The 23,884-nt window shown below is 65.9% G+C and carries 25 protein-coding genes; 11 read left to right on the top strand and 14 right to left on the bottom strand.

The features are described 5' to 3' along the window. Positions 1-91 precede the first annotated feature (91 nt). On the top strand, positions 92-616 hold the full coding sequence (locus BES08_RS04660) for a cupin domain-containing protein (RefSeq protein ID WP_008829478.1): 525 nt from the start codon (positions 92-94) through the stop codon (positions 614-616). Positions 617-618: 2 nt separating this feature from the next. Here the strand turns inward: BES08_RS04660 and fmt are convergent, their stop codons facing one another. Then, a complete protein-coding gene (fmt, locus tag BES08_RS04655; RefSeq protein WP_008829477.1) occupies positions 619-1,527 on the bottom strand; it encodes a methionyl-tRNA formyltransferase in 909 nt (302 codons plus the stop codon). 60 nt (positions 1,528-1,587) lie between these two features. Here fmt and recR point away from each other — a divergent pair, with 60 nt between their 5' ends. The 3 genes from recR to BES08_RS04640 all read left to right on the top strand — a co-directional run bounded on the left by recR (position 1,588) and on the right by BES08_RS04640 (position 4,459). Then, on the top strand, positions 1,588-2,184 hold the full coding sequence (gene recR / locus BES08_RS04650) for a recombination mediator RecR (protein ID WP_008829476.1): 597 nt from the start codon (positions 1,588-1,590) through the stop codon (positions 2,182-2,184). A gap of 62 nt (positions 2,185-2,246) precedes the next feature. Beyond that, positions 2,247-2,816: a peptide deformylase gene (def, locus tag BES08_RS04645; protein WP_069709146.1), complete on the top strand. Its 570-nt coding sequence runs from the start codon at positions 2,247-2,249 to the stop codon at positions 2,814-2,816. An 83-nt stretch (positions 2,817-2,899) separates the two neighbouring features. Continuing rightward, positions 2,900-4,459, top strand: a complete 1,560-nt coding sequence (locus BES08_RS04640) for a DNA recombination protein RmuC (RefSeq protein WP_008829474.1) — start codon at positions 2,900-2,902, stop codon at positions 4,457-4,459. Positions 4,460-4,716: 257 nt separating this feature from the next. Here BES08_RS04640 and BES08_RS04635 read toward each other — a convergent pair whose 3' ends face one another. The 8 genes from BES08_RS04635 to BES08_RS04600 form a co-directional block, all read right to left on the bottom strand. Further along, on the bottom strand, positions 4,717-5,130 hold the full coding sequence (locus BES08_RS04635) for an META domain-containing protein (RefSeq protein ID WP_156799763.1): 414 nt from the start codon (positions 5,128-5,130) through the stop codon (positions 4,717-4,719). Positions 5,131-5,181: 51 nt separating this feature from the next. Further along, complete coding sequence (locus tag BES08_RS04630; protein ID WP_231958169.1) at positions 5,182-6,015, bottom strand: TrmH family RNA methyltransferase; 834 nt, start codon at positions 6,013-6,015, stop codon at positions 5,182-5,184. Continuing rightward, positions 6,012-6,290: an HPr family phosphocarrier protein gene (locus BES08_RS04625; protein WP_008829471.1), complete on the bottom strand. Its 279-nt coding sequence runs from the start codon at positions 6,288-6,290 to the stop codon at positions 6,012-6,014. Before BES08_RS04625 ends, BES08_RS04630 begins: the two co-directional genes overlap by 4 nt. Further along, on the bottom strand, positions 6,287-6,691 hold the full coding sequence (locus tag BES08_RS04620) for a PTS sugar transporter subunit IIA (RefSeq protein WP_008829470.1): 405 nt from the start codon (positions 6,689-6,691) through the stop codon (positions 6,287-6,289). Before BES08_RS04620 ends, BES08_RS04625 begins: the two co-directional genes overlap by 4 nt. A gap of 48 nt (positions 6,692-6,739) precedes the next feature. Further along, positions 6,740-7,657 (bottom strand): RNase adapter RapZ, encoded by a 918-nt coding sequence (rapZ, locus tag BES08_RS04615; RefSeq protein WP_036524610.1) that lies wholly within the window; start codon positions 7,655-7,657, stop codon positions 6,740-6,742. Positions 7,658-7,727: 70 nt separating this feature from the next. Next, positions 7,728-8,153 (bottom strand): HPr kinase/phosphorylase, encoded by a 426-nt coding sequence (locus BES08_RS04610; RefSeq protein ID WP_008829468.1) that lies wholly within the window; start codon positions 8,151-8,153, stop codon positions 7,728-7,730. Beyond that, complete coding sequence (locus BES08_RS04605; protein WP_037518796.1) at positions 8,150-9,721, bottom strand: sensor histidine kinase; 1,572 nt, start codon at positions 9,719-9,721, stop codon at positions 8,150-8,152. Before BES08_RS04605 ends, BES08_RS04610 begins: the two co-directional genes overlap by 4 nt. Further along, positions 9,714-10,496, bottom strand: coding sequence for a response regulator transcription factor (locus tag BES08_RS04600; protein ID WP_008829466.1), 783 nt, complete (start codon positions 10,494-10,496; stop codon positions 9,714-9,716). The genes BES08_RS04605 and BES08_RS04600 overlap by 8 nt, the downstream gene beginning before the upstream one ends. 235 nt (positions 10,497-10,731) lie before the next feature. On the opposite strand from BES08_RS04600, the gene BES08_RS04595 reads away from it, so the two are divergent. Continuing rightward, positions 10,732-12,336 (top strand): phosphoenolpyruvate carboxykinase, encoded by a 1,605-nt coding sequence (locus BES08_RS04595; RefSeq protein ID WP_036524618.1) that lies wholly within the window; start codon positions 10,732-10,734, stop codon positions 12,334-12,336. Between the two features lie 94 nt (positions 12,337-12,430). On the opposite strand, the gene BES08_RS04590 is transcribed toward BES08_RS04595, so the two are convergent. Further along, entirely contained in the window at positions 12,431-13,585 is a 1,155-nt protein-coding gene (locus BES08_RS04590) for an MlaA family lipoprotein (protein WP_008829464.1), read from the bottom strand. Between the two features lie 248 nt (positions 13,586-13,833). On the opposite strand from BES08_RS04590, the gene BES08_RS04585 reads away from it, so the two are divergent. After that, complete coding sequence (locus tag BES08_RS04585) at positions 13,834-14,187, top strand: hypothetical protein (protein ID WP_008829463.1); 354 nt, start codon at positions 13,834-13,836, stop codon at positions 14,185-14,187. A 45-nt stretch (positions 14,188-14,232) separates the two neighbouring features. On the opposite strand, the gene BES08_RS04580 is transcribed toward BES08_RS04585, so the two are convergent. Continuing rightward, positions 14,233-16,068, bottom strand: coding sequence for a DUF885 domain-containing protein (locus BES08_RS04580; protein WP_008829462.1), 1,836 nt, complete (start codon positions 16,066-16,068; stop codon positions 14,233-14,235). 212 nt (positions 16,069-16,280) lie between these two features. Here BES08_RS04580 and BES08_RS04575 point away from each other — a divergent pair, with 212 nt between their 5' ends. Then, positions 16,281-16,493, top strand: a complete 213-nt coding sequence (locus BES08_RS04575) for a hypothetical protein (protein ID WP_008829461.1) — start codon at positions 16,281-16,283, stop codon at positions 16,491-16,493. A gap of 39 nt (positions 16,494-16,532) precedes the next feature. On the opposite strand, the gene BES08_RS04570 is transcribed toward BES08_RS04575, so the two are convergent. Then, positions 16,533-17,189, bottom strand: a complete 657-nt coding sequence (locus tag BES08_RS04570; protein ID WP_008829460.1) for an alpha/beta hydrolase — start codon at positions 17,187-17,189, stop codon at positions 16,533-16,535. A gap of 135 nt (positions 17,190-17,324) precedes the next feature. Between BES08_RS04570 and BES08_RS04565 the strand changes: the two genes are divergently transcribed. The 3 genes from BES08_RS04565 to BES08_RS04555 are packed head-to-tail and all read left to right on the top strand — an operon-like array spanning position 17,325 to position 19,799. Beyond that, complete coding sequence (locus BES08_RS04565; protein ID WP_008829459.1) at positions 17,325-18,380, top strand: cysteine desulfurase family protein; 1,056 nt, start codon at positions 17,325-17,327, stop codon at positions 18,378-18,380. Then, a complete protein-coding gene (locus BES08_RS04560) occupies positions 18,377-19,465 on the top strand; it encodes a cysteine desulfurase family protein (RefSeq protein WP_008829458.1) in 1,089 nt (362 codons plus the stop codon). Before BES08_RS04565 ends, BES08_RS04560 begins: the two co-directional genes overlap by 4 nt. Position 19,466: 1 nt before the next feature. Beyond that, entirely contained in the window at positions 19,467-19,799 is a 333-nt protein-coding gene (locus tag BES08_RS04555) for a 2Fe-2S iron-sulfur cluster-binding protein (protein ID WP_008829457.1), read from the top strand. A 6-nt stretch (positions 19,800-19,805) separates the two neighbouring features. Here the strand turns inward: BES08_RS04555 and BES08_RS04550 are convergent, their stop codons facing one another. Next, the gene (locus BES08_RS04550; protein WP_231958168.1) at positions 19,806-20,669 is read right to left on the bottom strand and encodes a DUF4349 domain-containing protein; all 864 of its coding nucleotides are present in this window, start codon (positions 20,667-20,669) and stop codon (positions 19,806-19,808) included. Between the two features lie 116 nt (positions 20,670-20,785). Here BES08_RS04550 and parC point away from each other — a divergent pair, with 116 nt between their 5' ends. Then, a complete protein-coding gene (gene parC, locus BES08_RS04545) occupies positions 20,786-23,080 on the top strand; it encodes a DNA topoisomerase IV subunit A (RefSeq protein WP_008829455.1) in 2,295 nt (764 codons plus the stop codon). Between the two features lie 108 nt (positions 23,081-23,188). Here the strand turns inward: parC and BES08_RS04540 are convergent, their stop codons facing one another. Next, complete coding sequence (locus BES08_RS04540) at positions 23,189-23,854, bottom strand: retropepsin-like aspartic protease family protein (RefSeq protein ID WP_231958167.1); 666 nt, start codon at positions 23,852-23,854, stop codon at positions 23,189-23,191. Positions 23,855-23,884: the final 30 nt, after the last annotated feature.

Here is a 23,884-nt window from a genome sequence, read left to right as displayed (position 1 = left end):
CCCGCCGATACAGGACTGGTGCCGCCGCGCAATGGGCTTGGCGTCCTGCGTATCCGGTGTCACCATCCGCTCACCGGGAAAGGAGCCTGCCATGGCCGAGAACAAAGAGCCCCGCTTCCAGATCTTCCGCGGCGCTGACGCTCCCGCGCTGGAAGAGTGCGACTGCATGACTTACGAGGGTGATACGCCCAACCTCGCCGCCGCCCAGCCATTGCTGATGGAGGCGATGCAGGTGAGGGGCGAATATGCCGACGTCCCCTACCGCCGCGAGGATATGAGCCTCGCGCGGCTATGGGTGAAGAGCGGTTTCCCGCTGCCGCTCCACAGCCACGACTGCGATTGCCTCTATTACATCGTCGCCGGATCGATCCGCATGGGCACCGAGACGCTGGCTGCTGGCGACGGCTTCTTCGTCGGCGCCGAAGTGCCCTATGCCTACACCGCAGGCCCGGAAGGCGCCGAAGTCCTCGAATTCCGAAATACCGACCGCTTCAACATACGCGTCAGGGACAAGCCCCTCAGCGCATGGGAAAAGACCGCCGCGACCTTGCGCGAAGGCCACGCCCGCTGGGCCGACGAAGCGCCGCCGCAGCGCCAGATGCCCGAGAGGGCCTAAACTCAGGCCAGCTTCGTGCCTGCCGGAATGGGGCGTCCGCGCAGCAGGTCGGCTACGTCCATGGCCGGCTTGCCCGCGCGCTGGATGCGCGTGACCTGCAGCGCCTGTTCCCCGCACGCGACCGTCAGGGCATCGTCGAGCGTGCTGCCCGCCTCGCCGGAGCCCTCGACGATCCGCGCCGACAGCACCTTGTAGCGCTCGCCGTCCAGTTCGAAGAATGCCCCCGGCGCGGGCATGAACGCGCGCACCTGACGCTCCGCGTCGACCGCGCTTGCGGTGAAATCGAGTCGCGCTTCGGCCTTGTCGATCTTGCGGGCATAAGTAATCCCGTCCTCCGGCTGCTTCACCGCGCGGTGAACGGCGAGGTCGCGCAAGGTGCCGACCAGCAATTGCGCGCCCCGGTCCGCAAGTTCGGAGGTCAGTTCCCCGGCCGTCTTCGCGTCGATCGTTGTGCGCAGCGTCGCCAGCATCGGTCCGGTATCGAGCCCGGCTTCCATCTGCATAATGGTGATCCCCGTCGTCGGATCGCCCGCCAGAATCGCCCGCTGGATCGGCGCCGCACCGCGCCAGCGCGGCAGGATCGAGGCATGGATGTTGAGGCACCCGAGGCGCGGCGCATCCAGCACCGCCTGCGGCAGTATCAGCCCATAAGCCGCGACGACGGCAATGTCTGCCTCCAGCGCGGCGAAGGCGGCTTGCTCTTCCGCCCCCTTCAGCGAAACCGGATGGCGCACTTCGATCCCGCGCGCTTCGGCTTCCCGTTGCACCGGCGAGGGCGTCAGTTCCTTGCCCCGCCGCCCGCCGGGACGCGGCGGCTGGGTGTAGGCAGCCACGACCTCGTGCCCCGCCTCGACAAGAGCAACCAGAGCGGGGACCGCAAAATCGGGCGTTCCCATGAAGATGATACGCATGATGTGGGGAACTCCTGAGCGGGCTTTCTAAGATCAGGCGCAGGCCCTATCTCCCGATCCATGGCATCGCAAGAGATCGAGACGCTGACCGCCGCCCTGTCGCGCCTGCCCGGCCTTGGCCCACGTTCGGCGCGCCGTGCCGTCCTGTGGCTGATCAAGCGGCGGGAAACCGCGCTGGTGCAGCTGCTGGAGGCGCTGGACGCCGTGCGCGAGGCGCTCGTCGAGTGCCGGACCTGCGGCAATGTCGATACCACCGACCCCTGCGGCATCTGCGCCGACCCCCGCCGCGACGCACGCTCGATCTGCGTGGTCGAGGAAGTCGCCGACCTCTGGGCGCTTGACCGCGCGCGCCTGTTCACGGGGCGTTACCATGTCCTTGGTGGACGCCTCTCGGCGCTGGACGGCGTCCGCCCCGAAGACCTGGCGATCGACAGCCTGCTGCGCCGGATCGGGGAGGGCGGCATCGATGAAGTCCTCCTCGCGATGAACGCCACGCTCGAAGGCCAGACCACTGCGCACTACATCGCCGAGCGGCTTGAAGGCTTCCCGGTGCGGGTAACGCAACTGGCGCACGGCCTGCCGGTCGGCGGCGAACTCGACTATCTCGACGAGGGCACACTGGCCCAGGCGATCCGCGCTCGTCGTCCTGTCGCCTGACGCGATTTCGGCCTGCGGTGCCTGATCTTGCGAAATCGGGCTTTCGCGATTATCTGGCGCAGATGGCTATCCGCGAAATCCTCGAAGTTCCCGACCAGCGCCTCAAGCAGGTCTCGGCCCCCGTCGAAAAGTTCGACGACGAGCTTAAAACGCTCGTCGATGACATGTTCGAAACGATGTACCACGCTCCCGGCATCGGTCTCGCCGCGATCCAAGTCGGCGTTCCGCTCCGTGTACTGGTGATCGACCTCCAGCCTGACGACGAGGACGCCGAGCCGGAAGTCTGCACGTCGCATGGCGATCACCACCACACGCATCAGCCGACCAAGAAGGAACCCCGGATCTTCATCAATCCGGAAATCCTCGATCCCTCGGACGAGCACATCGTCTCTCAGGAAGGTTGCCTCTCGGTCCCCGAGATCTTCGCCGATGTGGAGCGCCCTTCGCGCATCCGCGCACGCTGGCAGGACCTCGACGGCAAGGTGCACGAGGAGGACATGGACGGTCTTCTCGCGATCTGTCTCCAGCACGAGATGGACCACCTCGAAGGTATCCTCTTCATCGACCACCTCTCGCGCCTGAAGCGCCAGATGGCGCTCAAGAAGCTCGAAAAGCTGCGCAAGGCCGCCTGATTTCTTCCGGGGCGTTTCGCGCCCCGGTGGAAAATCGCCGTCGAGGACTGGAGTTCCTGAAATGTTCCGGCTAGGCTGGAGCCATGGAACTTGTAGTCGCCACGATTCTCGCTCTCGTCATCGGCCTCGCTGCAGGCTGGTTTTTCGGTTCGCGCCCGACCGCGCAATGGCGGGCACAAGCCGAAGCGCGTGAGCGTGAGGCACGCGAAGGCGACGCCAAATATTTACGTACTTTCGCCGATCTTGAAGCCGCGCGCGAGCGGGCCGGGCGGGCCGATGCGCTCGAGCAGGCGCTCGACCGCGCACGCACCGACCATGAAGCCCTGACCGAACGCCTGCGCCATGACGGCGCCGCAGCGGTCGAACGTACCCGTGCAGAGCTGACGCAGGTTCTCGATAAGACCCGCACCGAACATGCCGCACGCGTGGACGGGTTGCTGCGTGAACAGCGCGGCTTGTCGGACGAACTTTCGACCCTGCGGGAAAAGTCGGCGAACTTCGATGAGCAGAAGCGCCTGCTGCTCGAAGCGCAGGAAGCCTTGCGCAAGGAGTTCGAGAACGCCGGCGCAAAAGTGCTGGCGGGCGCGCAGGAAGCATTCCTGCGCCGGGCGGGCGAGCGTTTCGAACAGAGCGAGAAAGCCAGCGCCGAACGCCTCAACTCGATCCTCACACCGGTAGGTCAGCGCCTCAAGAGCTACGAGGAACAGGTCGCGGCATTGGAGGCCAAGCGCGTCGATGCCTTCGGCCAGCTGACCGGCCAGATCGAGGCGCTGCGCGTCGGGCAGGAACTGGTGCGCGCGGAGGCCGTCCGGCTCGGCAACTCGCTGCGCAATGCGCCCAAGGCGCGCGGACGCTGGGGCGAACAGCAGCTCAAGAACGTGCTGGAACAGTGCGGGCTGACCGAGCACACCGACTTCGAGACCGAGCAGTCGATCAACACCGAGGAAGGCCGTCTGCGCCCCGATGCGATCGTCCGAATTCCCGGCAACAAGCAACTGGTGATCGACGCGAAGGTCTCGCTCAATGCCTATCAGGATGCCTTCGAGGCCGAGGACGAGGCTGGGCGCCTCGCCTTCATGGGCCAGCACGCGGCATCGATGCGCAACCACATCCAGACGCTCGGCGCCAAGAGCTACCAGAGCCAGTTCGAGAATGCGCCGGATTACGTGATCATGTTCGTGCCCGGCGAACACTTCATCGCAGCCGCCCTCGACCACGATTCGGGTCTTTGGGACTTCGCGTTCGATCGCAAGGTGTTGCTGGCGAGCCCCACGAACCTCGTCGCCATCGCGCGGACCATCGCACAAGTCTGGCAGCAGGAAGGGCTAGCGCGCGAAGCGCGCGAGATCGGCAAGCTCGGCGCCGACCTTTACGACAGCCTTGCGAAGACTCAGGACGACTTGTCCAAGGTCGGCGTGCACATGGGCCGCGCGGTCAACAGCTTCAACGACTTCGCCCGCACTTACGAGGGCAACGTGATGAGCCGCGCCCGCCGTCTCAGTGAAAAGCACATCAAGATCGGCAAGCGAGAAATCTCCGACGATGTCCCCTCGATCGAGGCTGCGCCGCGTTATGCCGATACCGGCGTTCAGATCGAGGATAATAGCGAGGAAGCCGTCGAGGCTGCGGAGGCTGCGGAGTAAGTCACCAGATCAAGCGTATATCGTCGTCGTCATTCCCGCGAAGGCGGGAACCCATCTTCTGACGGCGCCGATCGAACCTGCGTCAGATGGTTTCACGATGAGGGCGGGTGCCTCGATTTGATGGTCTGACGTGATCTACCCTTCGTCATTGCGAGCGCAGCGAAGCAATCCAAGGCGGCTCAAGACTACTTTGGATTGCTTCGCTGCGCTCGCAATGACTATTCTACGTAAAGTGTAATGCTCTTGAGACACTCGGCTCAGTCTACCGCGCGTGTAAGTTCGGCGGTGTGGCCGCTTGACTGCAGGATCATGCGCTTGCCCTCTACGGTTACCCGCGGCGTCGCGGCGAGCAGGGCGCTGACGGCATTGCCCTGTTCCCATGAGGAACTAGGACAGACGGCTTCGGTCTGGTCGAAAGGCCCGGCGATCAGGCGTTCCGCCTCCATCCGCCAGGGTCCCTTGAGCCGGTTGCAGCCGACCTGCACCAGAAGGTGCTCGCCTTCGAACGCGACTTGAGCGCTAGCGTCCTCAGGGGCGCGACCGTCGATCGCGGCGAAGTGCCATTGGCTGCCCACCCAGTTTTCTCCCGCAGGACCGCGCTGGGTGAGGTGCCCCGCGTCGGAGCATCCAGCCAGCAGGAGCGGACAGAGAAGGAGGGCGAGTCGTCGCATCACCCATCGAGTCTTACGCCCGAGAGGTGAGGATGGGATGAACGCGGAGTTTCAGGAACTCCGCAGATGCGCGAGTGCCTCGTAGGCAAGAACCGCGCCCGCGACGGCGGCGTTTAGGCTGTCGGCGCGGCCCAGCATCGGCATGGTAACGCGCAGGTCGCAGGCTTGCTCGTAATCGGCCGGAAGCCCCTGCGATTCGTTGCCGACCATGAGGAAGCACGGCGCAGCATAAGGCGCCTGCCGATAGTCGGTCGGGTCGCGCAGCGAGGCCGCAACCAGTTGGCCGTCACCGCCGCGCAGCCAGTCCTGGAATTCCTCCCAGCGCGCGATGGCGATCTTCTGGGTAAAGATCGCGCCCATGCTGGCGCGTACCGCCTCGACCGAGAACGGATCGGCGCAATCGTCGATGAGGATGAGGCCGCCCGCACCCACGGCGTCGCCGGTGCGCAGCATGGTGCCGAGATTGCCCGGATCGCGCAGCGCCTGCGCCACCAGCCAGATCGGCGAACTGGCTCGGTCGAGGTTCGCGAGGCGCGTGTCGAATTCGGCGAAGACGCCCGCGACGGCCTGCGGATTATCCTTGCCGGTGACTTTGGCGAGGATTTCCACGTCCATCTCGACGATCTCTCCGCCCGCCGCCGCGACGGCGGTTTCGAGCGCATCGAGCAGCGGATGCGGATCGCGGCCGATGGCCATGACCAGCATCTCCGGCAGCACGCCGCATTCGCGCGCGTCGGTGAGCAGGCGCAGGCCTTCCGCCAGAAAGCGCTTCTCGCGCTTGCGGTGCTTCTTGTCGCGAAGCGAGCGCAGGAACTTGACGAGGGGATTGGAAAAGCCGGTGATCGTGCGGCGTTCGATGCCGCCCGGCGAATAGGGGGTGCTCACTCTTCGCCGAAGCCGTCGCGTACCAGACCCGCCAGAACCGCCAGCGCGGCGTCGGCGCCGTTGCCTGAACAGGCGATTTCGATGGTGTCGCCCTTGGCCGCACCGAGCATCATCAGGCCGAGGATCGAGCCGCCTTCAGCGGACATTCCGTCCTTGCTGACCGTCACCGAAACCCCGCCCGGCAGATCGGCGACGTGGCCGACGAACTTGGCGCTGGCGCGGGCATGGAGGCCGCGCTTGTTGACGATCAGCACCGAATCGCGACAGTCGATCATGCGTCCTGACCCAGATATTCGCTGGCGATCGTGATGTAGTTGCGGCCCGCATCCCGCGCGGCGGCGACCGCTTCGCGCACCGGCATGCAGCCGCGCGCCTTGGCGAGGCGGATCAGCATCGGCAGGTTGATCCCGGCGATCACTTCGACCTTGCCAGCCTGCATCAGCGAGATCGCGAGGTTGGAGGGCGTGCCGCCGAACAGGTCGGTGAGGACGATCACGCCTTCGCCGCTGTCCACCTTTTCAATGGCGTCGGCGATTTCGGAGCGGCGGCGTTCCATGTCGTCGTTCGGGCCGATACAGACGGTCTCGACATCGGCCTGATCGCCGACGACGTGTTCCATCGCGTGTACGAACTCCTCGGCGAGATTGCCGTGAGTAACCAGAATCATGCCGATCATGCCGGGAGTGCGCTCCGAAATTCCTGCAATCGCACCCGGTTCATGTCTCTATTTTCCACGCCGCAGACCCCCTTCGAGAAGATCCGCCGCCCGTGAGCCCAGGTTGCGGTGCAGCAATGTGGGCGAAAATCCCGATTGACGCAAGACCGCTGCGATCTGTTCTGCGGTGAATACCGAACGATGTTTCCCTCCGGTACAGCCGAAGGCGATGTGGACATAGGCTTTGCCCTGTGCCCGGTAGCGGGGAAGCAGCAGGAGGATGAGATCGCGGATGCGGGCGAAGGCCTCGTCCCAGGCCGGGTCCTTGCGGATATAGTCGCCTACAGGCGCGTCCTGCCCCGTCTGAGGGCGCAGTTCGGTGTCCCAGTGCGGGTTGTCGAGAAAGCGCATGTCGAAGACGAGGTCGGCGACTGGCGGCATCCCGCGAGAGAAACCGAAGCTGGAGACGGTGACGGTGAGTTCGTCGGCGGTGCTCTCGGCGAAACGCTCGCGAATCGACCGCTGCAGGTCGTTGGAGGTGAATTCGGTGGTCTCGATCAGCAGGTCCGCCCAGCGGCGCAGCGGCGCCAGCAGTTCGCGTTCCGCCCGGATGCCGGTGGAGACCGGCGCATCGGCGGCGAGGGCATGGCGGCGGCGCGTTTCGTTGTAGCGGCGTTCGAGTTCCTTGCTGGAGCAGTCGAGGAACATCGTGGTGATTTCGAGGTCGCGGCGTTCGCTGAGGCTTTTGACCTGCGCGATCACGCGCTCGGGATCGAAGCCCCGGGTACGCGAATCGAAACCGATGGCGAGCGGCGTGGGATCGCCTTCGGGGGCGCCGTCGATGAGCGCTTCGAGCATGCGGACCGGGAAATTGTCGACGATTTCCCAGCCAAGGTCTTCCAGCACGCGCAAGGCCGTCGTCTTGCCCGCACCCAGCATGCCCGTAACCAGCAGCAAGCGCTGCGGATTTCCCACTTTAGTCCCCATCGTCGCTATCTGCGCCTTGCCGCCGGGAAAGGGAAGGGGCCAAAAGGCCGTCCCCGCCGTGCGAGGGGCTTTATACAGGCAGCCCGTAGCGTTGCAGGGCAAGTTCCGCCTTGATCGCGAGCACCGCGTCGTGCGGTGCAAGGCGGATGAGGGGCGCCTCGACGCCGCTGATTGCGATGCTCTCAGCCTTTTCGATGTAGCGCGGTGCGGAGCCGTCGAGATGCAGGACGAGCGCGACCGCGACTTTCTCGGTGCAGTCGTGCGGGACCAGCCCGAGGTTGCGGACTTCCAGCAGGCCGCGTGTGTGGGGGTGGGGGCTGGCGAAGAGCCATCCGTCGCAAGCTTCGAGCATCACGGAGTCGTCACCGACCAGCATTGCGCCCCGGTCGATCAGGGCCAGCGCAAGGCTGGATTTTCCCGAGCCCGGAGCGCCTTCGATCAGGATGGCGCGGTTGCCGATGGCAACGCAGGTCGATTGGCGGGCTTCGGCGCTCATGCCTCGTTCTCCCAGCGCGGCAGGGAGATGACCAGCCGTGCGCCGGGCTGGCCGTCGGTGCGGTCGGTGGCGATCAGGCGGCCGAAGTGCGCTTCCACGATGGTGCGCGCGATGGCGAGGCCGAGGCCGCTGTGCGTGCCGAATTCCTCGCGGGAGGGGCGCAGCGAGTGGAAGCGTTCGAACACGCGCTCGCGCGATGCCTCGGGGATGCCGGGGCCGTGGTCGGCGACGGCGATCTTCACGCGGTTGTCGATGTGCGACAGGGTGATCTCGATCGGGCCGTCCGGGGGTGAGAACGACACGGCATTGTCGATGAGGTTCTGCAGGACGCGTTCGAGGCGCGGCGGGTCGCCGGGGACGGTCAGTTCGGCATCCTCGATCGTCACGGTGACCGGGCTGGAGCCGTTGACGCCGCGCTGGTCGCGCTCGGCGACGAGGTTCTGGACGAGGCGGCCCATGTCCAGCGGCTCGAACGTGGTGCGGCTGAGCTGGGCGTCGATGCGGCTTGCGTCTGCGATCTCGGTGACGAGAAAGTCGATCCGGCGCACGTCGTCCTCCGCGATGCCGAGGAGCTGGCGGCGCAAGTCGGGCTGGTCGACCCGGTCGAGCGTTTCCAGCGCGCTGCGCAGGGAGGTCAGGGGGTTCTTGAGCTCGTGGGCGACATCGGCGGCGAAGCTCTCGACCGCGTCGATTCGCTGGCGCAGGGCGCCGCTCATGTCGGAGATGGCGCGGGCGAGGAGGCCGATTTCGTCGCGACGGTCGGGGAGGCGCGGGACGATGACGCTGCGGTCGCGGCCGAGGCGCACGCGCACGGCGGCCCGCACCAGCTTGCGCAGCGGCTCGACGATGGTGCGGGCGAGGAACAGCGAGAGCAGGATCGAGACGCCCAGCGCGCCGCCGACGATGATGGCGAGGGTCTGGCGCGCCATGCGCACGTTCTCGGTGATGTCGCGGGCGTTGCGGGTCACCAGCAGCGCGGAACCGTCGGTGCCGACGGGGGTGGCGGCGATGATGACGGGGGTGCGGTCGGGCGCGGCCTTGTGGTTGATCCAGGTTTCCCGGCCGACCAAAGCTGCGCGGACTTCGGGCCAGCCGCGCGCGCTGGTGTCGCTCGGGTCGCGGTAATCGGCGATTTCCGGGGCGCCGAGGATGAAGTCCATCCCCCGGTCGAGCATCCGCGCGGCGTCCTGCAGCCAGGGTTCGGAGGCCGGATCGATCAGGCGATAGGAGGGCGGGGCCAGCGTGAAGCTGTCGCCTACGAGTTCGCCACGGCTGTCGAACAGGCGCAGGCGCAGATCCTGCTCCGTGCCGATGCGGGTGATCAGCGCGAGCCGACCGGCGGAACTTTCGTCGGCAAGCGCGTCGGCGGTGATCTCCGCCTCGGACTTGGCGAGCCGGTAGCGCTCGGCGAGCAGTTCGTTGCGATAGCTGTCGATATAGAACAGGCTGCCGGCCATCAGGGCCAGGGCGATGAAGTTGACCGCGAGGATGCGCGCGGTCAGCGATACGCGCCAAGACAGGAGCAATCGCACCGGACGTCGCCGGCGGGAGCGGGATCGCTCAGCCATCGGCGAAGGAGTAGCCGGCGCCGTAGAGCGTGTCGATCGCGCCGAATTCGGGATCCACGGCGCGGAACTTGCGGCGCAGGCGCTTGATGTGGCTGTCGATGGTCCGGTCGTCCACGTAGACGTCGTCGCTGTAGGCGGCGTCCATCAGCTGGTTGCGGCTTTTCACGACGCCCGGGCGCAGCGCCAGGGCTTCGAGGATCAGGAATTCGGTGACGGTGAGCGAGACGGGCTTGCCGTCCCAGGTGACCTGATGCCGCGCCGGATCGAGCGCAAGCCTGCCGCGCAAGACGGGGTCGGGCATGTCTGCCCCGGAGGCTTCCTCGGGCGGCGCCTTGGCCAGTTCGCTGCGGCGCAGGATGGCCCGGATGCGCGCGACGAGCAGGCGCTGGCTGAAGGGCTTGGCGATGTAGTCGTCGGCGCCCATCGCAAGGCCCAGCGCCTCGTCCGGCTCTTCGTCCTTGGACGTCAGGAAGATCACCGGAAGCGACGACTGCGCGCGTAGCACCTTGAGCAATTCGAGGCCGTCCATGCGCGGCATCTTCACGTCGAAGATCGCCAGGTCGGGCGGGTTCTCGAGGAGAGCCTTCAGCGCCGTTTCGCCGTCCGCGTAGACGCGCGTGGCGAAACCTTCGGCATGAAGGCTGATCGACAAGGTGGTGAGGATGTTGCGGTCGTCATCGACGAGCGCGATCGTCTGCTGGCGCGGCGTGACGGCAGGAGCCACGGGCGGCAGGAGCGGCGTATCGTCGGCAGGAGCATTCAAAGGATCTGCCATGGGCGCGGCGACGGTGCTTTCTGCTGCATGGGCGAGCCTGACTAGCGGCTCTGTCTGCGCATGGCAAATTCTCGCGGTGCGGGGACTAAATGTCAGGTCCAACAACCCTTGATGGTTTCAATTGAAGTCAATTTGACGGAAAAGAGACTGCCGCTTAGTCGGCGGCACGATTCTTGCGCAGGAATCGACTTAGCGTCAGCGGGAATACCCGTAGCGACGCCATCTTTTGGAGGAGATGACATTGACCACCCTTAACCATCCGCTCTCGAAACAGGGCATAGAGACGAAGGCCCAGATCTTCGCGAACCTCGGTACGGCCCCTCTGGTCGAGCATGCGGTGAAGAACGGGGAGGGCGTGCTTTCGGCCGATGGTCCCTTCGTCGTCGCCACGGGCAAGCACACCGGCCGCTCGGCGAAGGACAAGTTCATCGTCAAGGACGCCGAGACGGAAGGCACCGTATGGTGGGGCAAGACCAACGTGCCGATGACGCCGGAGCACTTCGCGGCGCTCAAGGAGGATTTCCTCGCGGCGCTGGGTGAGAAGGACACGCTCTACGTCGCCGACCTGTTCGGCGGTTCGCAGCCGGAACACCGCGTCAACGTGCGCGTGATCAACGAGTTCGCGTGGCACAACCTGTTCATCCGCACCCTGCTGGTGCGTCCGACCGCGACCGAGCTGGAGGGCTTCGCGCCGGAATACACCATCATCGACCTGCCGAGCTTCCGCGCCGATCCCGCGCGCCACGGCTCGCGTTCGGAAACGGTGATCGCGGTGAACTTCACCGAGAAGCTGATCCTGATCGGCGGCACCGCCTATGCGGGCGAGATGAAGAAGTCGGTCTTCGGCATCCTCAACTACCTGCTGCCGGTGAAGGGCGTGATGCCGATGCACTGCTCGGCCAACATCGGCCCGGACGGCGATACGGCGGTGTTCTTCGGGCTTTCGGGCACCGGCAAGACCACGCTTTCGGCCGACGCCTCGCGCACGCTGATCGGCGATGACGAGCATGGCTGGTCGGACACCGCCGTGTTCAACTTCGAGGGTGGCTGCTACGCCAAGATGATCCGCCTGTCCGAAGAGGCCGAGCCGGAAATCTACGCCACCACCCGCCGCTTCGGCACGGTGCTGGAGAACGTCGTGATCGACCCGGTGACCCGCAAGATCGACCTCGACGACAACTCGTTGGCGGAGAACAGCCGCGGTTCCTATCCGATCGACTTCATTCCGAACTGCTCGGAGAAGAACCTCGGGCCGGTGCCGCAGAACCTGATCTTCCTCACGGCCGACGCTTACGGCGTGCTGCCTCCGATCGCGCGGCTGACGCCCGATCAGGCGATGTATCACTTCCTCTCGGGCTACACCGCGCGCGTCGCGGGCACCGAAATCGGCGTGACCGAGCCGGAAGCGACGTTCTCGACGTGCTTCGGCGCGCCGTTCATGCCGCGTCATCCCTCGGTCTACGGCAATCTCCTCAAGGAGCGCATCGCCAAGGGCGGCGTGAAGTGCTGGCTGGTGAATACCGGCTGGTCGGGCGGCAAGGCGACCATGGAAGGCATCAAGCGCATGCCGATCAAGGCGACCCGCGCGCTGCTCAATGCCGCGCTCGACGGCAGCCTGAACGATGCCGAGTTCCGGGAAGATCCGAACTTCGGCTTCGAGGTTCCGGTGGCGGTGCCGGGCGTCGATACCAAGCTGCTCGACCCGCGCGGTGCGTGGGCTGACGGCGCGGAGTACGACAAGACCGCGCAGACGCTGGTGAAGCAGTTCATCGACAACTTCGAGCAGTTCGAAGAGCACGTCGACGAGGGCGTGCGCAAGGCGGCTCCCGTCGCAGCCTGAGGCTGGCTCGACAGTATGAAGAAAACCCCCGGGATTGCGATCCCGGGGGTTTTGAAAATAACGATGACGAGTGCAGGCTTTGGGGTTAGGGCCCCTAGGGCTGCACGGTTTCCGGGACGATGAGCGGCGCTGCAGTTTCCGGCGTGCTCGTCTTCGGGGCGACGGCTTCCGGCGTCGTTGCCTCCGGAACGGTGCTCTCGGCCGCCGGCGCTTGCGGGGCCACTGCCTTCGAAGGCTTCGCCTTGCCCCCTGCCGTCTTCATGCCCGGGCCGTAGACCGGCACGACGTCCGGCGTGACCCGCCCGTGCAGCGCGTCGATCTCGGCCTTGCGTTGGCGCAGGTAAAGTTCACGGTATGTCGTGTAAGGGTCGTCTTCCTTACGGATGCTGTTGATTTCCTCATCGAAGGCAGCGCGTTCGCCTAGTTGGTCGAGGATGACCGAAGGGGTCGCCACCACCGCCTTGTTGAAAGGACTACCCACCACCACGGGCAGGAATGCCTTGTCCACGGTATCGCCTATCACGTCGCGCAGCGTGGTCGGGCCGATGATCGGCAGATAGAAGAACGGCCCCGGGCCGATCCCGTAATACCCGAGGAGATCGGCGAATCCGTTGGGGCGGTAAGGCAGATTGAACGGCTTGCGCTTGGCCATGTCGACGAGGCCTGCCACGCCGATCGTGCTGTTGATCGCGAAGCGGCCCGCCGTTTCCGCGGCTTTCCCGGGTTTGAGCTCCAGCAGATACGCGATGAACACCACCGGTTCGCCGAGATTCGAGAAGAAATTGCGCAGGCCCTGCCGCACGGGCTTGGGGAGCCCCTTGTTGTAGGCCTTGGCGACGGGTTCGATCACGGCCGCATCGACGGCCTGAGTCACCGCGAACGACTGGATGTTGATCTTTTCCAGGGGATCGCCGGGAGGCGCCCGTCTGCGGCGGGTGACGACGATGTCCGGTCCGGTATCGGTGCCAACGGCGTCCGGGACGGTCGGTGCCACGGCGGGAGGCACGATGATCGGCGCATCGCCGGGTATCGCGATGGTGCCGCTAGTCGCAGGCGGCGATATCGGCACATCGGTCGGGACACCTTGTACCGGCACAACCGTTGGCGGGACGGTGTCGGCGGCCGGCATAGCGCTGTCGGACGTTGTGGCGGGCTGCGATACGGGAACCGGCCCCCCGCCCGTCGGAACACCGGCTTCGGGGGCGACGGCACTTATCATCACCGCGACAGCGGCGGCAGTGAGGCTCATGAACTAGTCCTTGCCAGCAGACACTACGAGGGTGCCTGCGTCATCAATCTACACCACGCCTCAGGCAGCCCCAACCATACTCAAGGTGTATTCGAGCGCTAGGGTGCATCGGGCTATACGTCAATCGCACACCCGGCGCCTCGTCCAACGGATCAGGCAACCGGGCGTCAGGGTGAAGACGCTTTCAAGGCTTTCTTTCCGCACCTCTTCGCCTCATATTTCTATCGTCCATCATTGGAGTGAGACACATGGGACTTTTCGACGGCATTCTCGGTCAGGTCAGCGAACACGCGGACGTGACCAATCTCGCGACGAAGCTGGGGCTCGATCCGGCCGTGGCGGAAAAGGCGATTGCCGCACTCGGCATCGCGCACCAGCAGGACGGTGACACCGCGCAGCTGGCGGCGGAGCGCAGCGGCCTCGACGTGGGCACGATCCAGCAGCTGATCAGCCAGATCGGCGGCGAGGGTTCGCTGACCCAGTTCGCCAGCGCCATCGCCTCCGACCCCGGCAAGGCGGCCAGCTTCTTCGACAAGGACGGCGACGGCAGCGTCATGGACGACCTCGCCGGCATGGCGAAGGGCCTGTTCGGCAAGTCGTGAACCTATCTGCCCTCCCGGATTCCGTCCGGGAGGGCAGCGTACCTACTACTTCTTCTTCGTAGCGATATATTCGCTGACGTTCTGCGCCAGCACGTCGAGCGGCACGTTGCCACCGTCCACGATCGTCTGGTCGTAGTCGCGCAGATCATAGGCCGAGCCCAGCGCATCCTGCGCGCGCTTGCGCTGCGCCACGATCTGCGAGTGGCCCATCTTGTAGCCGCAGGCCTGACCCGGCCATGAGCAGTAGCGGTCCACCTCGTTCACCACTTCCTCGCGCTTGTTGCCGTTCTTCTCCATGAAGAAGCGCACCGCCTCCTCGCGCGTCCAGCCCTTGGCGTGAAGGCCGGTGTCCACCACCATGCGACAGGCGCGGAACGCCAGTGACTGCAGGTAGCCCAGCCGTCCGACCGGATCGTCGTCATAGGCGCCGAGTTCGTCGGCCAACTGCTCGCCGTAGAGCGCCCAGCCTTCGGAATAGGCGTTGAACGCCAGGATCGAGCGGATCAGCGGCAGGCGGTTGGCATATTCGCCCTGCCAGACGTGGCCGGGGATCGCCTCGTGGTGGACGAGGGTGGGCAGGTCGTACTTGCGGTGCAGGTCGGTGCTGCGCAAGTTGATCCACATCTTGCCGGGTACGGTGCCGTCCTTGGAGCCCGCGCCGCCATAAGCCGTTGGCGCGCCGGGCTCTTCGGAGAGCGGCAGGCGGCGGACCTCGACATTGCCGGGCACGAGTTCGCGGAAGGCGCGCGGCATCTGCGCGCGTATCCAGTCGACGCGCTTCTGGATGAACGCGAGGATCTCGGCGCGCCCCGGGTCGCCCTCGGCGAACAGGAAGCGCTTGTCCTCGCCCAGCGCGGTCATCCGGGCGCCGACGGTGCCGGTGGTATAGCCGAGCGACTTCAGGATAGGGTCCATCCGGGCATGCAACTCGGCGAGTTCCTGCAGGCCGCGCTGGTGGACGTCCTCGGGCGGCACGCGGGTCGTGGTGCTGGCGCGCAGTGCCCAGGCGTAATATTCGGAGCCTTGCGGCCTTTCGCGCATGCCGGGATCGCTCTTCGCGAGCCCGCGCTGGCGCTGGAGTTCGGCAAGCTGGCGCTCCAGCGCAGGCATGACGTCGGCGGCGATGATGCGGCGGGCGTCGGTGGCCCAAGTGCCGCTCATCTTGCCCGTACGCCCGGCGATCGAGGCGGCGAGGCTGCCGCCGTCCTTGCGCGCGTCGGCGATCGTGCTGGTCATCTGCGCGATGGCGCGGTCGAGCAGGAAGTCTGGCGGCACCAGGCCTTTGGCGGCGGCATCGATGATCCGGCCGCGCTCGCCGTCGAGCTGGTCGTCCAGTTGCGACAGGCGCGCGATCCACGCATCGGCGTCGGCAGGCGTGTTGACGGGATGGTCGGCATCGAGGAAGCGCGGGGCATCGAGATAGGCGCCGACGTTCTGGATGACGACGTAAGGCGTATTGCGCCAGCCGCCCACCGCGACGTCGCCATAAGGCAGCGCGAAACCCTCCAGCGCGGTGGCGAAGGCGCTTTTCACTACGGCGATGCTGGTGCGCGTGGAGTGGTCGAGCCCCTTGGCGTTGAACGCCTCGATCCGGGCGAGGCCCTTGCGCAAGGTGGCGGCATAGGCATCGCGCCCGGCCTGCGAGCGGTCCTCCATGCGCGAACGCAAGGCGTGGTGAGCGCCGGTATCGACTCCGAGCCCGGTGGCGCTTTCGGGCACGTGGTCGAGGAGGCTCCAGGCGATCTCGTCAAGCAGCGCGGCGGCATCGGGCCGCGCGGGAGAAGTCGCGAAAGCGCGGGCCGGCAGGGCGGCGGCGGCGGTTCCGGCCGCGAGCAGGTGGATCGCGCTACGGCGGGAAATCGAATGGGAGGTGTGGCTCATGCCCGGACGATGGCGAGGCGGTTCGCGGGTGTCAAACCGCTGGATGGGGTGGGGTGTCCTGCTTTCAGAGCACACCGCTCATGCTGAGCTTGTCGAAGCACCGGGCCATGCGCCCAGCCTATGGGCCTTCGACAAGCTCAGGCTGAGCGGGGATGGAGAAGCTGAAGTACGAGACGGTTCGCCTTCCCGCGATCTTGCTCTAGGACAGCGCCATGGACATCGCTCTCTCGCTTCTCGTGCTCACCGTCATCGCGCTCGTGCTGGGAGCGATCGCGCTGCTGCGGCGCGGCGGCTACCGCAAGCAGGCGGTGCTGATGCTGGTGCTGGCAGGGGTGATGATCGTCAACATCGCGATCTGGACGCTACCGGGCCGCGATGGCCGGTCGCTGTCGAGCGAGGCGAAAAAGGAACAGGCGCCGGAGTGATGCTCCGACGCCTGCGATGAATTTTCCTGACCTGACGGATTACTTGATCGGGCAATCCGGCGCGAGGCGCATGTCGAGGTAGTTGTCGACCGAGCGCATCAGTTCGGGCGTCTCGTGCTCGAAGAAGTGGTTCGCGCGCGGGATTTCGTCGTGATGGATGGTGATGTGCTTCTGCGTGCGCAGCTTGTCGACCAGCTTCTGCACCGCGTTCGGCGTGACGACCGTATCGCCGGTGCCCTGGATGATGATGCCCGAAGCCGGGCAGGGCGCGAGGAACGAGAAGTCGTACATGTTGGCCGGCGGCGCCACCGAGATGAAGCCGCGAATCTCCGGACGGCGCATCAGCAACTGCATGCCGATCAGCGCGCCGAACGAATAGCCCGCGATCCAGGTGGTCGAAGCCTCGGGATGGATCGACTGCACCCAGTCGAGCGCCGCCGCCGCATCGGACAGTTCGCCGATGCCGTTGTCGAAGCTGCCCTGGCTGCGGCCGACGCCGCGGAAGTTGAAGCGCAGCGTCGCGAAACCGCGCGCCACGAAGGTCTTGTACATGTGCTGGGTGATGCGGTCGTTCATCGTGCCGCCCGCCTGCGGGTGCGGGTGGAGGATCATCGCCACCGGCGCGCGCGGGCGCGTTGCGGGCTGGAAACGACCTTCGAGACGACCTTCGGGACCGGGGAAGATGACTGCGGGCATAGGTGTTTGCGGCCTGACTTGTTGAAACTCCCGCGAGTCGCTGTGCAGCGATCCGTCGCGGGAGTGGAAAAGAGGAAGGTTGGCTATATAGAAATATTCGTCCCAAAAACAACTTCGCAAGCAATGTCTCAGGCAATGGCCCTCCCGAACATCTATCTCGACCACGCGGCGACCACGCCGATGATGCCCTGTGCACGCGACGCCTGGCTGGAGGGAGCGGCGATCTGGGCCAATCCGTCGAGCCCCCACGCGGCCGGTCGCGGTGCCCGCGCGGCGCTGGAGGATGCCCGCGCGCGGGTTAAGGCGGCGCTGGACTGGCAGGGCGAGGTGATCTTCACTTCGGGTGCCAGCGAGGCGCTGGCGCTGGGTCTCGGCCGGGCCAAGGCGGAGCGGCGTCTGGTCTCGGCGGTGGAGCATGATGCGGTATTCCGCGCGGCGCCGGATGCGCAGGTCATTCCCGTCCGCGAGGGCGAGGTGGATCGCGAGGCGCTTGCCGCTGCGCTTGCCGGGGCTGGACGGGCGGTGGTCGCGGTTCAATCGGTCAATTCCGAGACGGGGACGGCGCTGCTGTCCTATGCGGACAATCTATTGGCGGAGCAGGTGCGTGAGAGTGGCGGCCTGTTCCTTGCCGATTGCTCGCAGTCGGCGGGGAAGTCCGCTTTGCCCGATGCCGACATGGTGGTGCTTTCGGCGCACAAGCTGGGCGGCCCGATCGGCATTGGGGCGCTGCTGGTGCGCGACTTCGCGATGATCGAGCCCAGCGGCGGTCAGGAGCGCGGCTACCGCGCGGGGACTGAGAACCTGCCGGGCGCGCTGGGTTTCGCGGCGGCGCTGGAGGCGGGCGGCGTCGAAAGCTGGGCCACCAGCGCGGAGCAGCGCTTTGATTTCAGGAACCGACTGTCCGAACATGGGGAAGTAATCCAGCCCGGCGTGCAATGCTGGCACATCTTCGCCGTTGCCGCGCCTAAGATTTCTGCGACGGCAATGCTGATCCGCATGGATGCCAAGGGTTTCGCGATCTCGGCCGGAAGCGCCTGTTCGTCGGGCACGCTCAAGCAGAGTCGGGTGCTGCAGGGCTTCGGTATCGATCCCGATACGGCAAAGCGCACGGTCCGCATCTCGCTGGGCTGGAGCACGACGCCCGACGAACTGGACGCCTTCGCACAGGCCTGGGCCGAGGTGAACGCATGATCTACCTCGATTATCAGGCGACCACGCCGCTCGCCCCCGAAGCGCGCGAGGCGATGCTGCCCTGGCTGGCCGGGCCGGAGTGGGAGCGCGGCGCGGGAGGTTTCGCCAACCCGCATAGCCCTCATCGCCCGGGCCGGGCTGCTGCCGCCGCCGTCGAGGTGGCCCGCGCGCAAGTCGCCGCGCTGATGCCGCCGGGCGGCAGGGTGATCTTCACCTCGGGGGCGACCGAGGCGATCAACCTTGCAATCCTCGGCAGCGGTGCAAGCCGCCTCGCGGTCTCGGCGATCGAGCATGCGGCGGTGCTCGATACCGCGCGCAGCGTCGATGCCGACCTGACCGTGCTGCCGGTCGATAGCGAGGGTCTCGTCGACGGCGAGGTGCCTATGGGAAATGCCGATCTCGTCGCGGTTATGCAGGTCAACAACGAGATCGGAACCGTCCAGCCGGTCGACCGTCTCGCCGAGCGGGCGCAGGCTGCCGGTGCGCTGTTCCTGTGCGACGCGGTGCAGGGCGTTGGCAAGGTCAGGGTGCCGCTGGGTGCCGCTATGGTAGCGTTGAGTGCCCATAAATTCCACGGTCCGAAGGGCATCGGCGCGCTGTGGCTGCGTGATGGGCTCGACCTCAAACCACTGATCCGCGGCGGCGCGCAGGAGCAGGGACTGCGCTCGGGAACGCTGAGCCCGATGCTCTGCGCAGGCTTCGGCGCGGCCGCGAAGCTGGCGAAAGAACGCATGGAGGAGGATGCCGTTCACGTTGCCGGTCTGTGGGAGCGGGCGAGGGAAATTCTTTCACGCTGGACACTTAACGGATCGGCGACGCAGCGCTGGCACGGCAATCTCAACGTGCGCCTCGACGGACTGGACGTCGCGCGGCTGATGTCGGACCTGCGCGACCTCGCCTTTTCGGCAGGATCGGCCTGCGCCAGCGGATCGGGTAGACCGAGCCACGTGCTGCAGGCACTGGGTCTTTCGGATAGGGATGCCAAAAGCTCTATCCGTCTGGGATTCGGGCGATATAGTGAACTAAGGGAAATTGAGGATGCCTGCGCCAGAATAGAAGCCGCTGCGGCGGCGCAGGGAGTATAACTTGGTTGATGTCCTGTTTGTGAATATCGACGGATCGCGGGTTTCGGCGCAGGCCGAGCCGGGATCGCGCCTGCTGGAAGTGGCTCAGAACGCCGGGATGCCGCTCGAAGGAACGTGCGAGGGCCAGATGGCCTGCTCGACCTGCCACGTGATCATTTCGCCCGACTGGTTCGATAAGCTGGTCCCGGCTTCGGACGACGAGGAGGACATGCTCGACCTCGCCGCCGGGGTGACGCGCACCAGCCGGCTCTCCTGCCAGATCCAGCTGACGGATGCGCTGGACGGGATCGCGGTGCGCATCCCCGGCGTCGTCAGGGACATGCAGATCGGCTGACCCTCATCAATCGGCCGAAGAGCGCCCCCGCCAGCGCAGCACCGCCCAGCGAATGGCGAGGCCGACGAGGCCCAGCGGAATCGCAACTGCGCCCAGCATGATCAGCATGGCGACGATCGTGCCCAGTACCGAACCGACGCTGCCCAGCGCTCCCCGGATCGGCGCGAGGAAGCCGCCACTAGCGGGCGATCCCGCTTCGTAAGTCAGGTTCACGCGGCTGAAGTTCACGCGGTTCTGCATTTCCGCCAGCCAGCTGCGCGCCTGATCGATTTCCTCGTTCACTTGCGCGACGCCGCGCTCGGCCTCGACCAGTTCGGCGACGGTGCCCTTGCGCGTGGCGAGCACTTCCATCAGCCGGTCGCGCAGCACCGTGCGGGCGCGAAGCCGCGCTTCGGTATCGACCATCTGCTTCGACAAGTCCTCGCCCGAGATGCCGCCGGACACCTGGGAGCCACCGGCGCTCCCCGCGACCCGGCCGAGTTCCGCCCCGAAAGCGCGTGCACGCGGTGCGGCGACTGCCAGCGACAGCGAGCCTGAAGCGTAGTTCCCCTCTGCGCTACCCTGTTTCATGTCGAGGATCTGGCACTGCGTCGGTCCCATTCGCTCGCACATGTCGGCCTGCTTGCGCTGGACTTCGGCGATGCGGTCGGCCGGCAGGCGATATCCGTATTCGTAGATATAGGCGATGCGAGGGGCGTTGGGTGCGCTGACGGAGATCGCTTCGGACTTCTTGCCCTCCGCGCTCTGTCCGGCCGTCGGCGGCTCCTCGCGGATGTCCACGGTGGTCGCCTGCTGTTCGGAAGCAGGCTCGCTGCCGCAGCCGGAAATCGCGGTGGCGAGAAGGATCGGCAGCAGCAGCGAACGGCGCATCTTCATCCTCTTGAAACTCCCGCGATTCGCGTTCGAAGCTATCTCAGTCGCAAGTTCTGGAAAACGGCCGAAATCGGCTTTGGCCCCGGGCAGGGCGCTGCTAGTGTCCCGCCACCATGGTGACCACGACAGACGACGAATCCGATCCCTTCGACGCCATCGTCGATGCGCCCTTCGATGCGGCGCTGTCCGAGCGCTATCTCGTATATGCGCTGTCCACCATCACCGCGCGCTCTCTGCCGGACCTTCGGGATGGCTTGAAGCCGGTCCACCGCCGCCTGCTCTGGGCGATGCGGCAGCTCAAGCTGGACCCGGCCAGCGCCTACAAGAAGTCCGCCCGCGTCGTCGGCGACGTCATCGGTAAGTACCACCCGCATGGCGACGCCTCGGTCTACGACGCGATGGTGCGTCTCGCGCAGGATTTCTCCCTGCGCTATCCGCTGGTGCAGGGCCAGGGCAACTTCGGCAACATCGACGGCGATAATGCGGCGGCCTACCGCTACACCGAAGCGCGCCTGACCAAGACGGCGATCCAGCTCATGGCCGGGCTGGACGAGGGCACCGTCGATTTCATCCCGACCTACAATGGCGAGGAAAGCGAGCCGGACATCTTCCCCGGCATTTTCCCGAACCTGCTGGCGAATGGCGCGACCGGCATCGCGGTGGGCATGGCGACGTCGATCCCCAGCCACAACGTCGCCGAGATCATCGACGCCACGCTGCTGCTGATCGACAATCCCCATGCCGAGCATGCGCAGTTGATGGAGGTCTTCAAAGGCCCCGACTTTGCGACCGGCGGCCTCGTTGTCGACAGCCCCGAGGCGATCAGCCATGCTTACGAGACCGGCAAGGGCGGTTTTCGCGTGCGGGCGCGTTTCTCGACCGGACGCGGTGCGGACGGAGCGTGGGAAGAGACCGGCATCGAAAAGCTGGGCTCGGGCCAGTGGCAACTGGTGGTCACCGAAATTCCCTACATGCTGCCGAAGGGCAAGCTGATCGAGCAGATCGCCGCACTGATCGGCGACCGCAAGCTGCCTATCCTGGAGGACATCCGCGACGAGAGTGACGAGGAAATCCGTCTCGTCCTGGTGCCGAAGAGCCGCAACGTCGATCCGGAACTGCTGAAGGAAAGCCTTTACAAGCTGACCGACCTCGAAAGCCGGTTCAGTCTCAACCTCAACGTGCTCGATTCTCACCGTACGCCGGGGGTTCTGGGTCTCAAGCTGCTGCTGTCGGAGTGGGTCTATAGCCAGATCGACATCCTGCTGCGCCGCACCCGGCACCGACTGGAGAAGATCGCCTCGCGCCTCGAACTGGTCGCGGGCTACATCATCGCCTACCTCAACCTCGACCGGATCATCGAGATCATCCGCACCGAGGACGAGCCCAAGCCGGTGATGATCGCAGAGTTCGAACTGACGGACCGCCAGGCCGAAGCCATCCTCAACATGCGCCTGCGCTCCTTGCGCAAGCTGGAAGAGATGGAACTGCGCAAGGAGCACGAGGAACTGCTGAAGGAGCAGGACGACCTCAACAAGCTGCTCGAAAGCCCGGCTCGCCAGCGCACCCGCATCAAGCGCGATCTGACGAACCTGCGCAAGGACTATGCCGAGGACACCGCGCTCGGCCGCCGCCGCACCACGATCGCGCAGGCGACCAAGACCGTCGAGTTCTCCATGGATGCGATGATCGAGAAGGAGCCGGTGACGGTGATCCTCTCCGCGCGTGGCTGGATCAGGGCGGCCAGGGGGCATGTGGCTCTGGATGGCGACTTCAAGTTCAAGGAAGGTGACGGCCCGGCCTTCGCGTTCCATGCGCAGACCACCGACAAGATCCTGATCGCGCTGGACAACGGGCGGTTCTACACGCTTGGCGCTGACAAGCTGCCCGGAGCGCGCGGTTTCGGCGAGCCGATCCGCACGATGGTCGATATCGATGCCGAGGCGCATATCATCGAGGCGATCGTCTACAAGCCGAAGGCGCAACTGCTGCTGGCTTCCAACATCGGGCGCGGCTTCGCGGCGGAGATGGACGAACTGCTCGCCGAAACCCGCAAGGGCCGGGCGGTCATGTCCACCAAGCCCGGCGTCACGCTGACGACGGTGCGCGAGATCCCGGCCGAGCACGATCACGTCGCGGTGGTCGGCGACAACCGCAAGCTGGTGATCTTCAGCCTCGAGGAACTGCCGGTCATGGCCAAGGGGCAGGGGGTCACGCTCCAGCGCTACCGCGATGGCGGCATGGCCGATGTGACGACGCTCAGGCTGGAGGACGGCCTCTCGTGGACCATGGGCGGCGAGAGCGGCCGCACGCGAACCGAGAAGGACATGGCGCTGTGGAAGGTTGCGCGCGGTGCGGCCGGGCGCTTGCCGCCGAACGGGTTCCCGCGGGACAACAAGTTCCAAGGGTAGTGTAATGCTGCCGGGGCGTCGACAAGCTCAGCCTGAGCGGGATTCATAGCCCAATCTATCAAAACCGCTCAGGCTGAGCTTGTCGAAGCCCCGGGAGGCGTGCGCAAATCAGTTCTGCTGCACATCCTGTGGATGATGCGGCACCAGGATCAGCGTCTTGCCCTCGACGCGCCAGCTGGCGAGCCGCGACAGCAGGTTCATGCCGATGACATTGGCGTCGCCGAGCCCCGGCGCCACCACCGCGTCGATCTCGCGCGCGACGACGCTGCCCATGCGCAGTTCGTCGATCACCGCCAGCTGGGCCTCCACTGTTCCGTTAGCCGTGCGCATCAGCACCGAGCGGTTGAGCGGATTGGCCTTGAGTCTCGCCTCCTGCGCCGTAGCGGGCGAGATCGCCGTCAGCGTCGCGCCGGTATCGACGAGGAAATCGCGCTTCACGCCGTTGACCGTGGCGCTGATCCAGAAGTGCCCGTCCGGCTGCATCGGCACCCGCGTCTCGCCGCCCGCGACGCTCTGACGCTCGATGCCGAACTGAGGCAGGGCGAAATCGGTGCCGGTGGTCAGGCGCGTGACTTGCGCGATCGTCAACAGCATCGCGGCGAGCAGACCAAGGTTACCCACCCCCCGCAGCAAACTGCCGAGGAGTGGTAGCGGCCGACGCAGCATTCCGCCGATCACGCTCGCGACGATGCCCGCGAAGGCAAGCGCCAGCAACGGCTGCCCGGCAAGGAAGTTCAGGATGTCGGCAAGGTCCATGGTCGATGGGTCTATCATACTGCAGCTTTCGCGGCGCTGACTGCGTCG

It is taken from the genome of Novosphingobium resinovorum, from assembly GCF_001742225.1.
Classification (GTDB): domain Bacteria; phylum Pseudomonadota; class Alphaproteobacteria; order Sphingomonadales; family Sphingomonadaceae; genus Novosphingobium; species Novosphingobium resinovorum_A.
This window is presented reverse-complemented; position numbering and strand designations above follow the sequence as displayed.

What these genes read in the sequence shown, in the direction of transcription:
- BES08_RS04660 (WP_008829478.1), top strand. Translation starts at nt 92, where the DNA reads ATGGCCGAGAACAAAGAGCCCCGCTTCCAGATCTTCCGCGGCGCTGAC.
- fmt (WP_008829477.1), bottom strand. Translation starts at nt 1,527, where the DNA reads ATGCGTATCATCTTCATGGGAACGCCCGATTTTGCGGTCCCCGCTCTG.
- recR (WP_008829476.1), top strand. Translation starts at nt 1,588, where the DNA reads ATGGCATCGCAAGAGATCGAGACGCTGACCGCCGCCCTGTCGCGCCTG.
- def (WP_069709146.1), top strand. Translation starts at nt 2,247, where the DNA reads ATGGCTATCCGCGAAATCCTCGAAGTTCCCGACCAGCGCCTCAAGCAG.
- BES08_RS04640 (WP_008829474.1), top strand. Translation starts at nt 2,900, where the DNA reads ATGGAACTTGTAGTCGCCACGATTCTCGCTCTCGTCATCGGCCTCGCT.
- BES08_RS04635 (WP_156799763.1), bottom strand. Translation starts at nt 5,130, where the DNA reads ATGCGACGACTCGCCCTCCTTCTCTGTCCGCTCCTGCTGGCTGGATGC.
- BES08_RS04625 (WP_008829471.1), bottom strand. Translation starts at nt 6,290, where the DNA reads ATGATCGACTGTCGCGATTCGGTGCTGATCGTCAACAAGCGCGGCCTC.
- BES08_RS04620 (WP_008829470.1), bottom strand. Translation starts at nt 6,691, where the DNA reads ATGATCGGCATGATTCTGGTTACTCACGGCAATCTCGCCGAGGAGTTC.
- rapZ (WP_036524610.1), bottom strand. Translation starts at nt 7,657, where the DNA reads ATGGGGACTAAAGTGGGAAATCCGCAGCGCTTGCTGCTGGTTACGGGC.
- BES08_RS04610 (WP_008829468.1), bottom strand. Translation starts at nt 8,153, where the DNA reads ATGAGCGCCGAAGCCCGCCAATCGACCTGCGTTGCCATCGGCAACCGC.
- BES08_RS04605 (WP_037518796.1), bottom strand. Translation starts at nt 9,721, where the DNA reads ATGGCTGAGCGATCCCGCTCCCGCCGGCGACGTCCGGTGCGATTGCTC.
- BES08_RS04600 (WP_008829466.1), bottom strand. Translation starts at nt 10,496, where the DNA reads ATGGCAGATCCTTTGAATGCTCCTGCCGACGATACGCCGCTCCTGCCG.
- BES08_RS04595 (WP_036524618.1), top strand. Translation starts at nt 10,732, where the DNA reads ATGACATTGACCACCCTTAACCATCCGCTCTCGAAACAGGGCATAGAG.
- BES08_RS04590 (WP_008829464.1), bottom strand. Translation starts at nt 13,585, where the DNA reads ATGAGCCTCACTGCCGCCGCTGTCGCGGTGATGATAAGTGCCGTCGCC.
- BES08_RS04585 (WP_008829463.1), top strand. Translation starts at nt 13,834, where the DNA reads ATGGGACTTTTCGACGGCATTCTCGGTCAGGTCAGCGAACACGCGGAC.
- BES08_RS04580 (WP_008829462.1), bottom strand. Translation starts at nt 16,068, where the DNA reads ATGAGCCACACCTCCCATTCGATTTCCCGCCGTAGCGCGATCCACCTG.
- BES08_RS04575 (WP_008829461.1), top strand. Translation starts at nt 16,281, where the DNA reads ATGGACATCGCTCTCTCGCTTCTCGTGCTCACCGTCATCGCGCTCGTG.
- BES08_RS04570 (WP_008829460.1), bottom strand. Translation starts at nt 17,189, where the DNA reads ATGCCCGCAGTCATCTTCCCCGGTCCCGAAGGTCGTCTCGAAGGTCGT.
- BES08_RS04565 (WP_008829459.1), top strand. Translation starts at nt 17,325, where the DNA reads ATGGCCCTCCCGAACATCTATCTCGACCACGCGGCGACCACGCCGATG.
- BES08_RS04560 (WP_008829458.1), top strand. Translation starts at nt 18,377, where the DNA reads ATGATCTACCTCGATTATCAGGCGACCACGCCGCTCGCCCCCGAAGCG.
- BES08_RS04550 (WP_231958168.1), bottom strand. Translation starts at nt 20,669, where the DNA reads ATGCGCCGTTCGCTGCTGCTGCCGATCCTTCTCGCCACCGCGATTTCC.
- parC (WP_008829455.1), top strand. Translation starts at nt 20,786, where the DNA reads ATGGTGACCACGACAGACGACGAATCCGATCCCTTCGACGCCATCGTC.
- BES08_RS04540 (WP_231958167.1), bottom strand. Translation starts at nt 23,854, where the DNA reads ATGATAGACCCATCGACCATGGACCTTGCCGACATCCTGAACTTCCTT.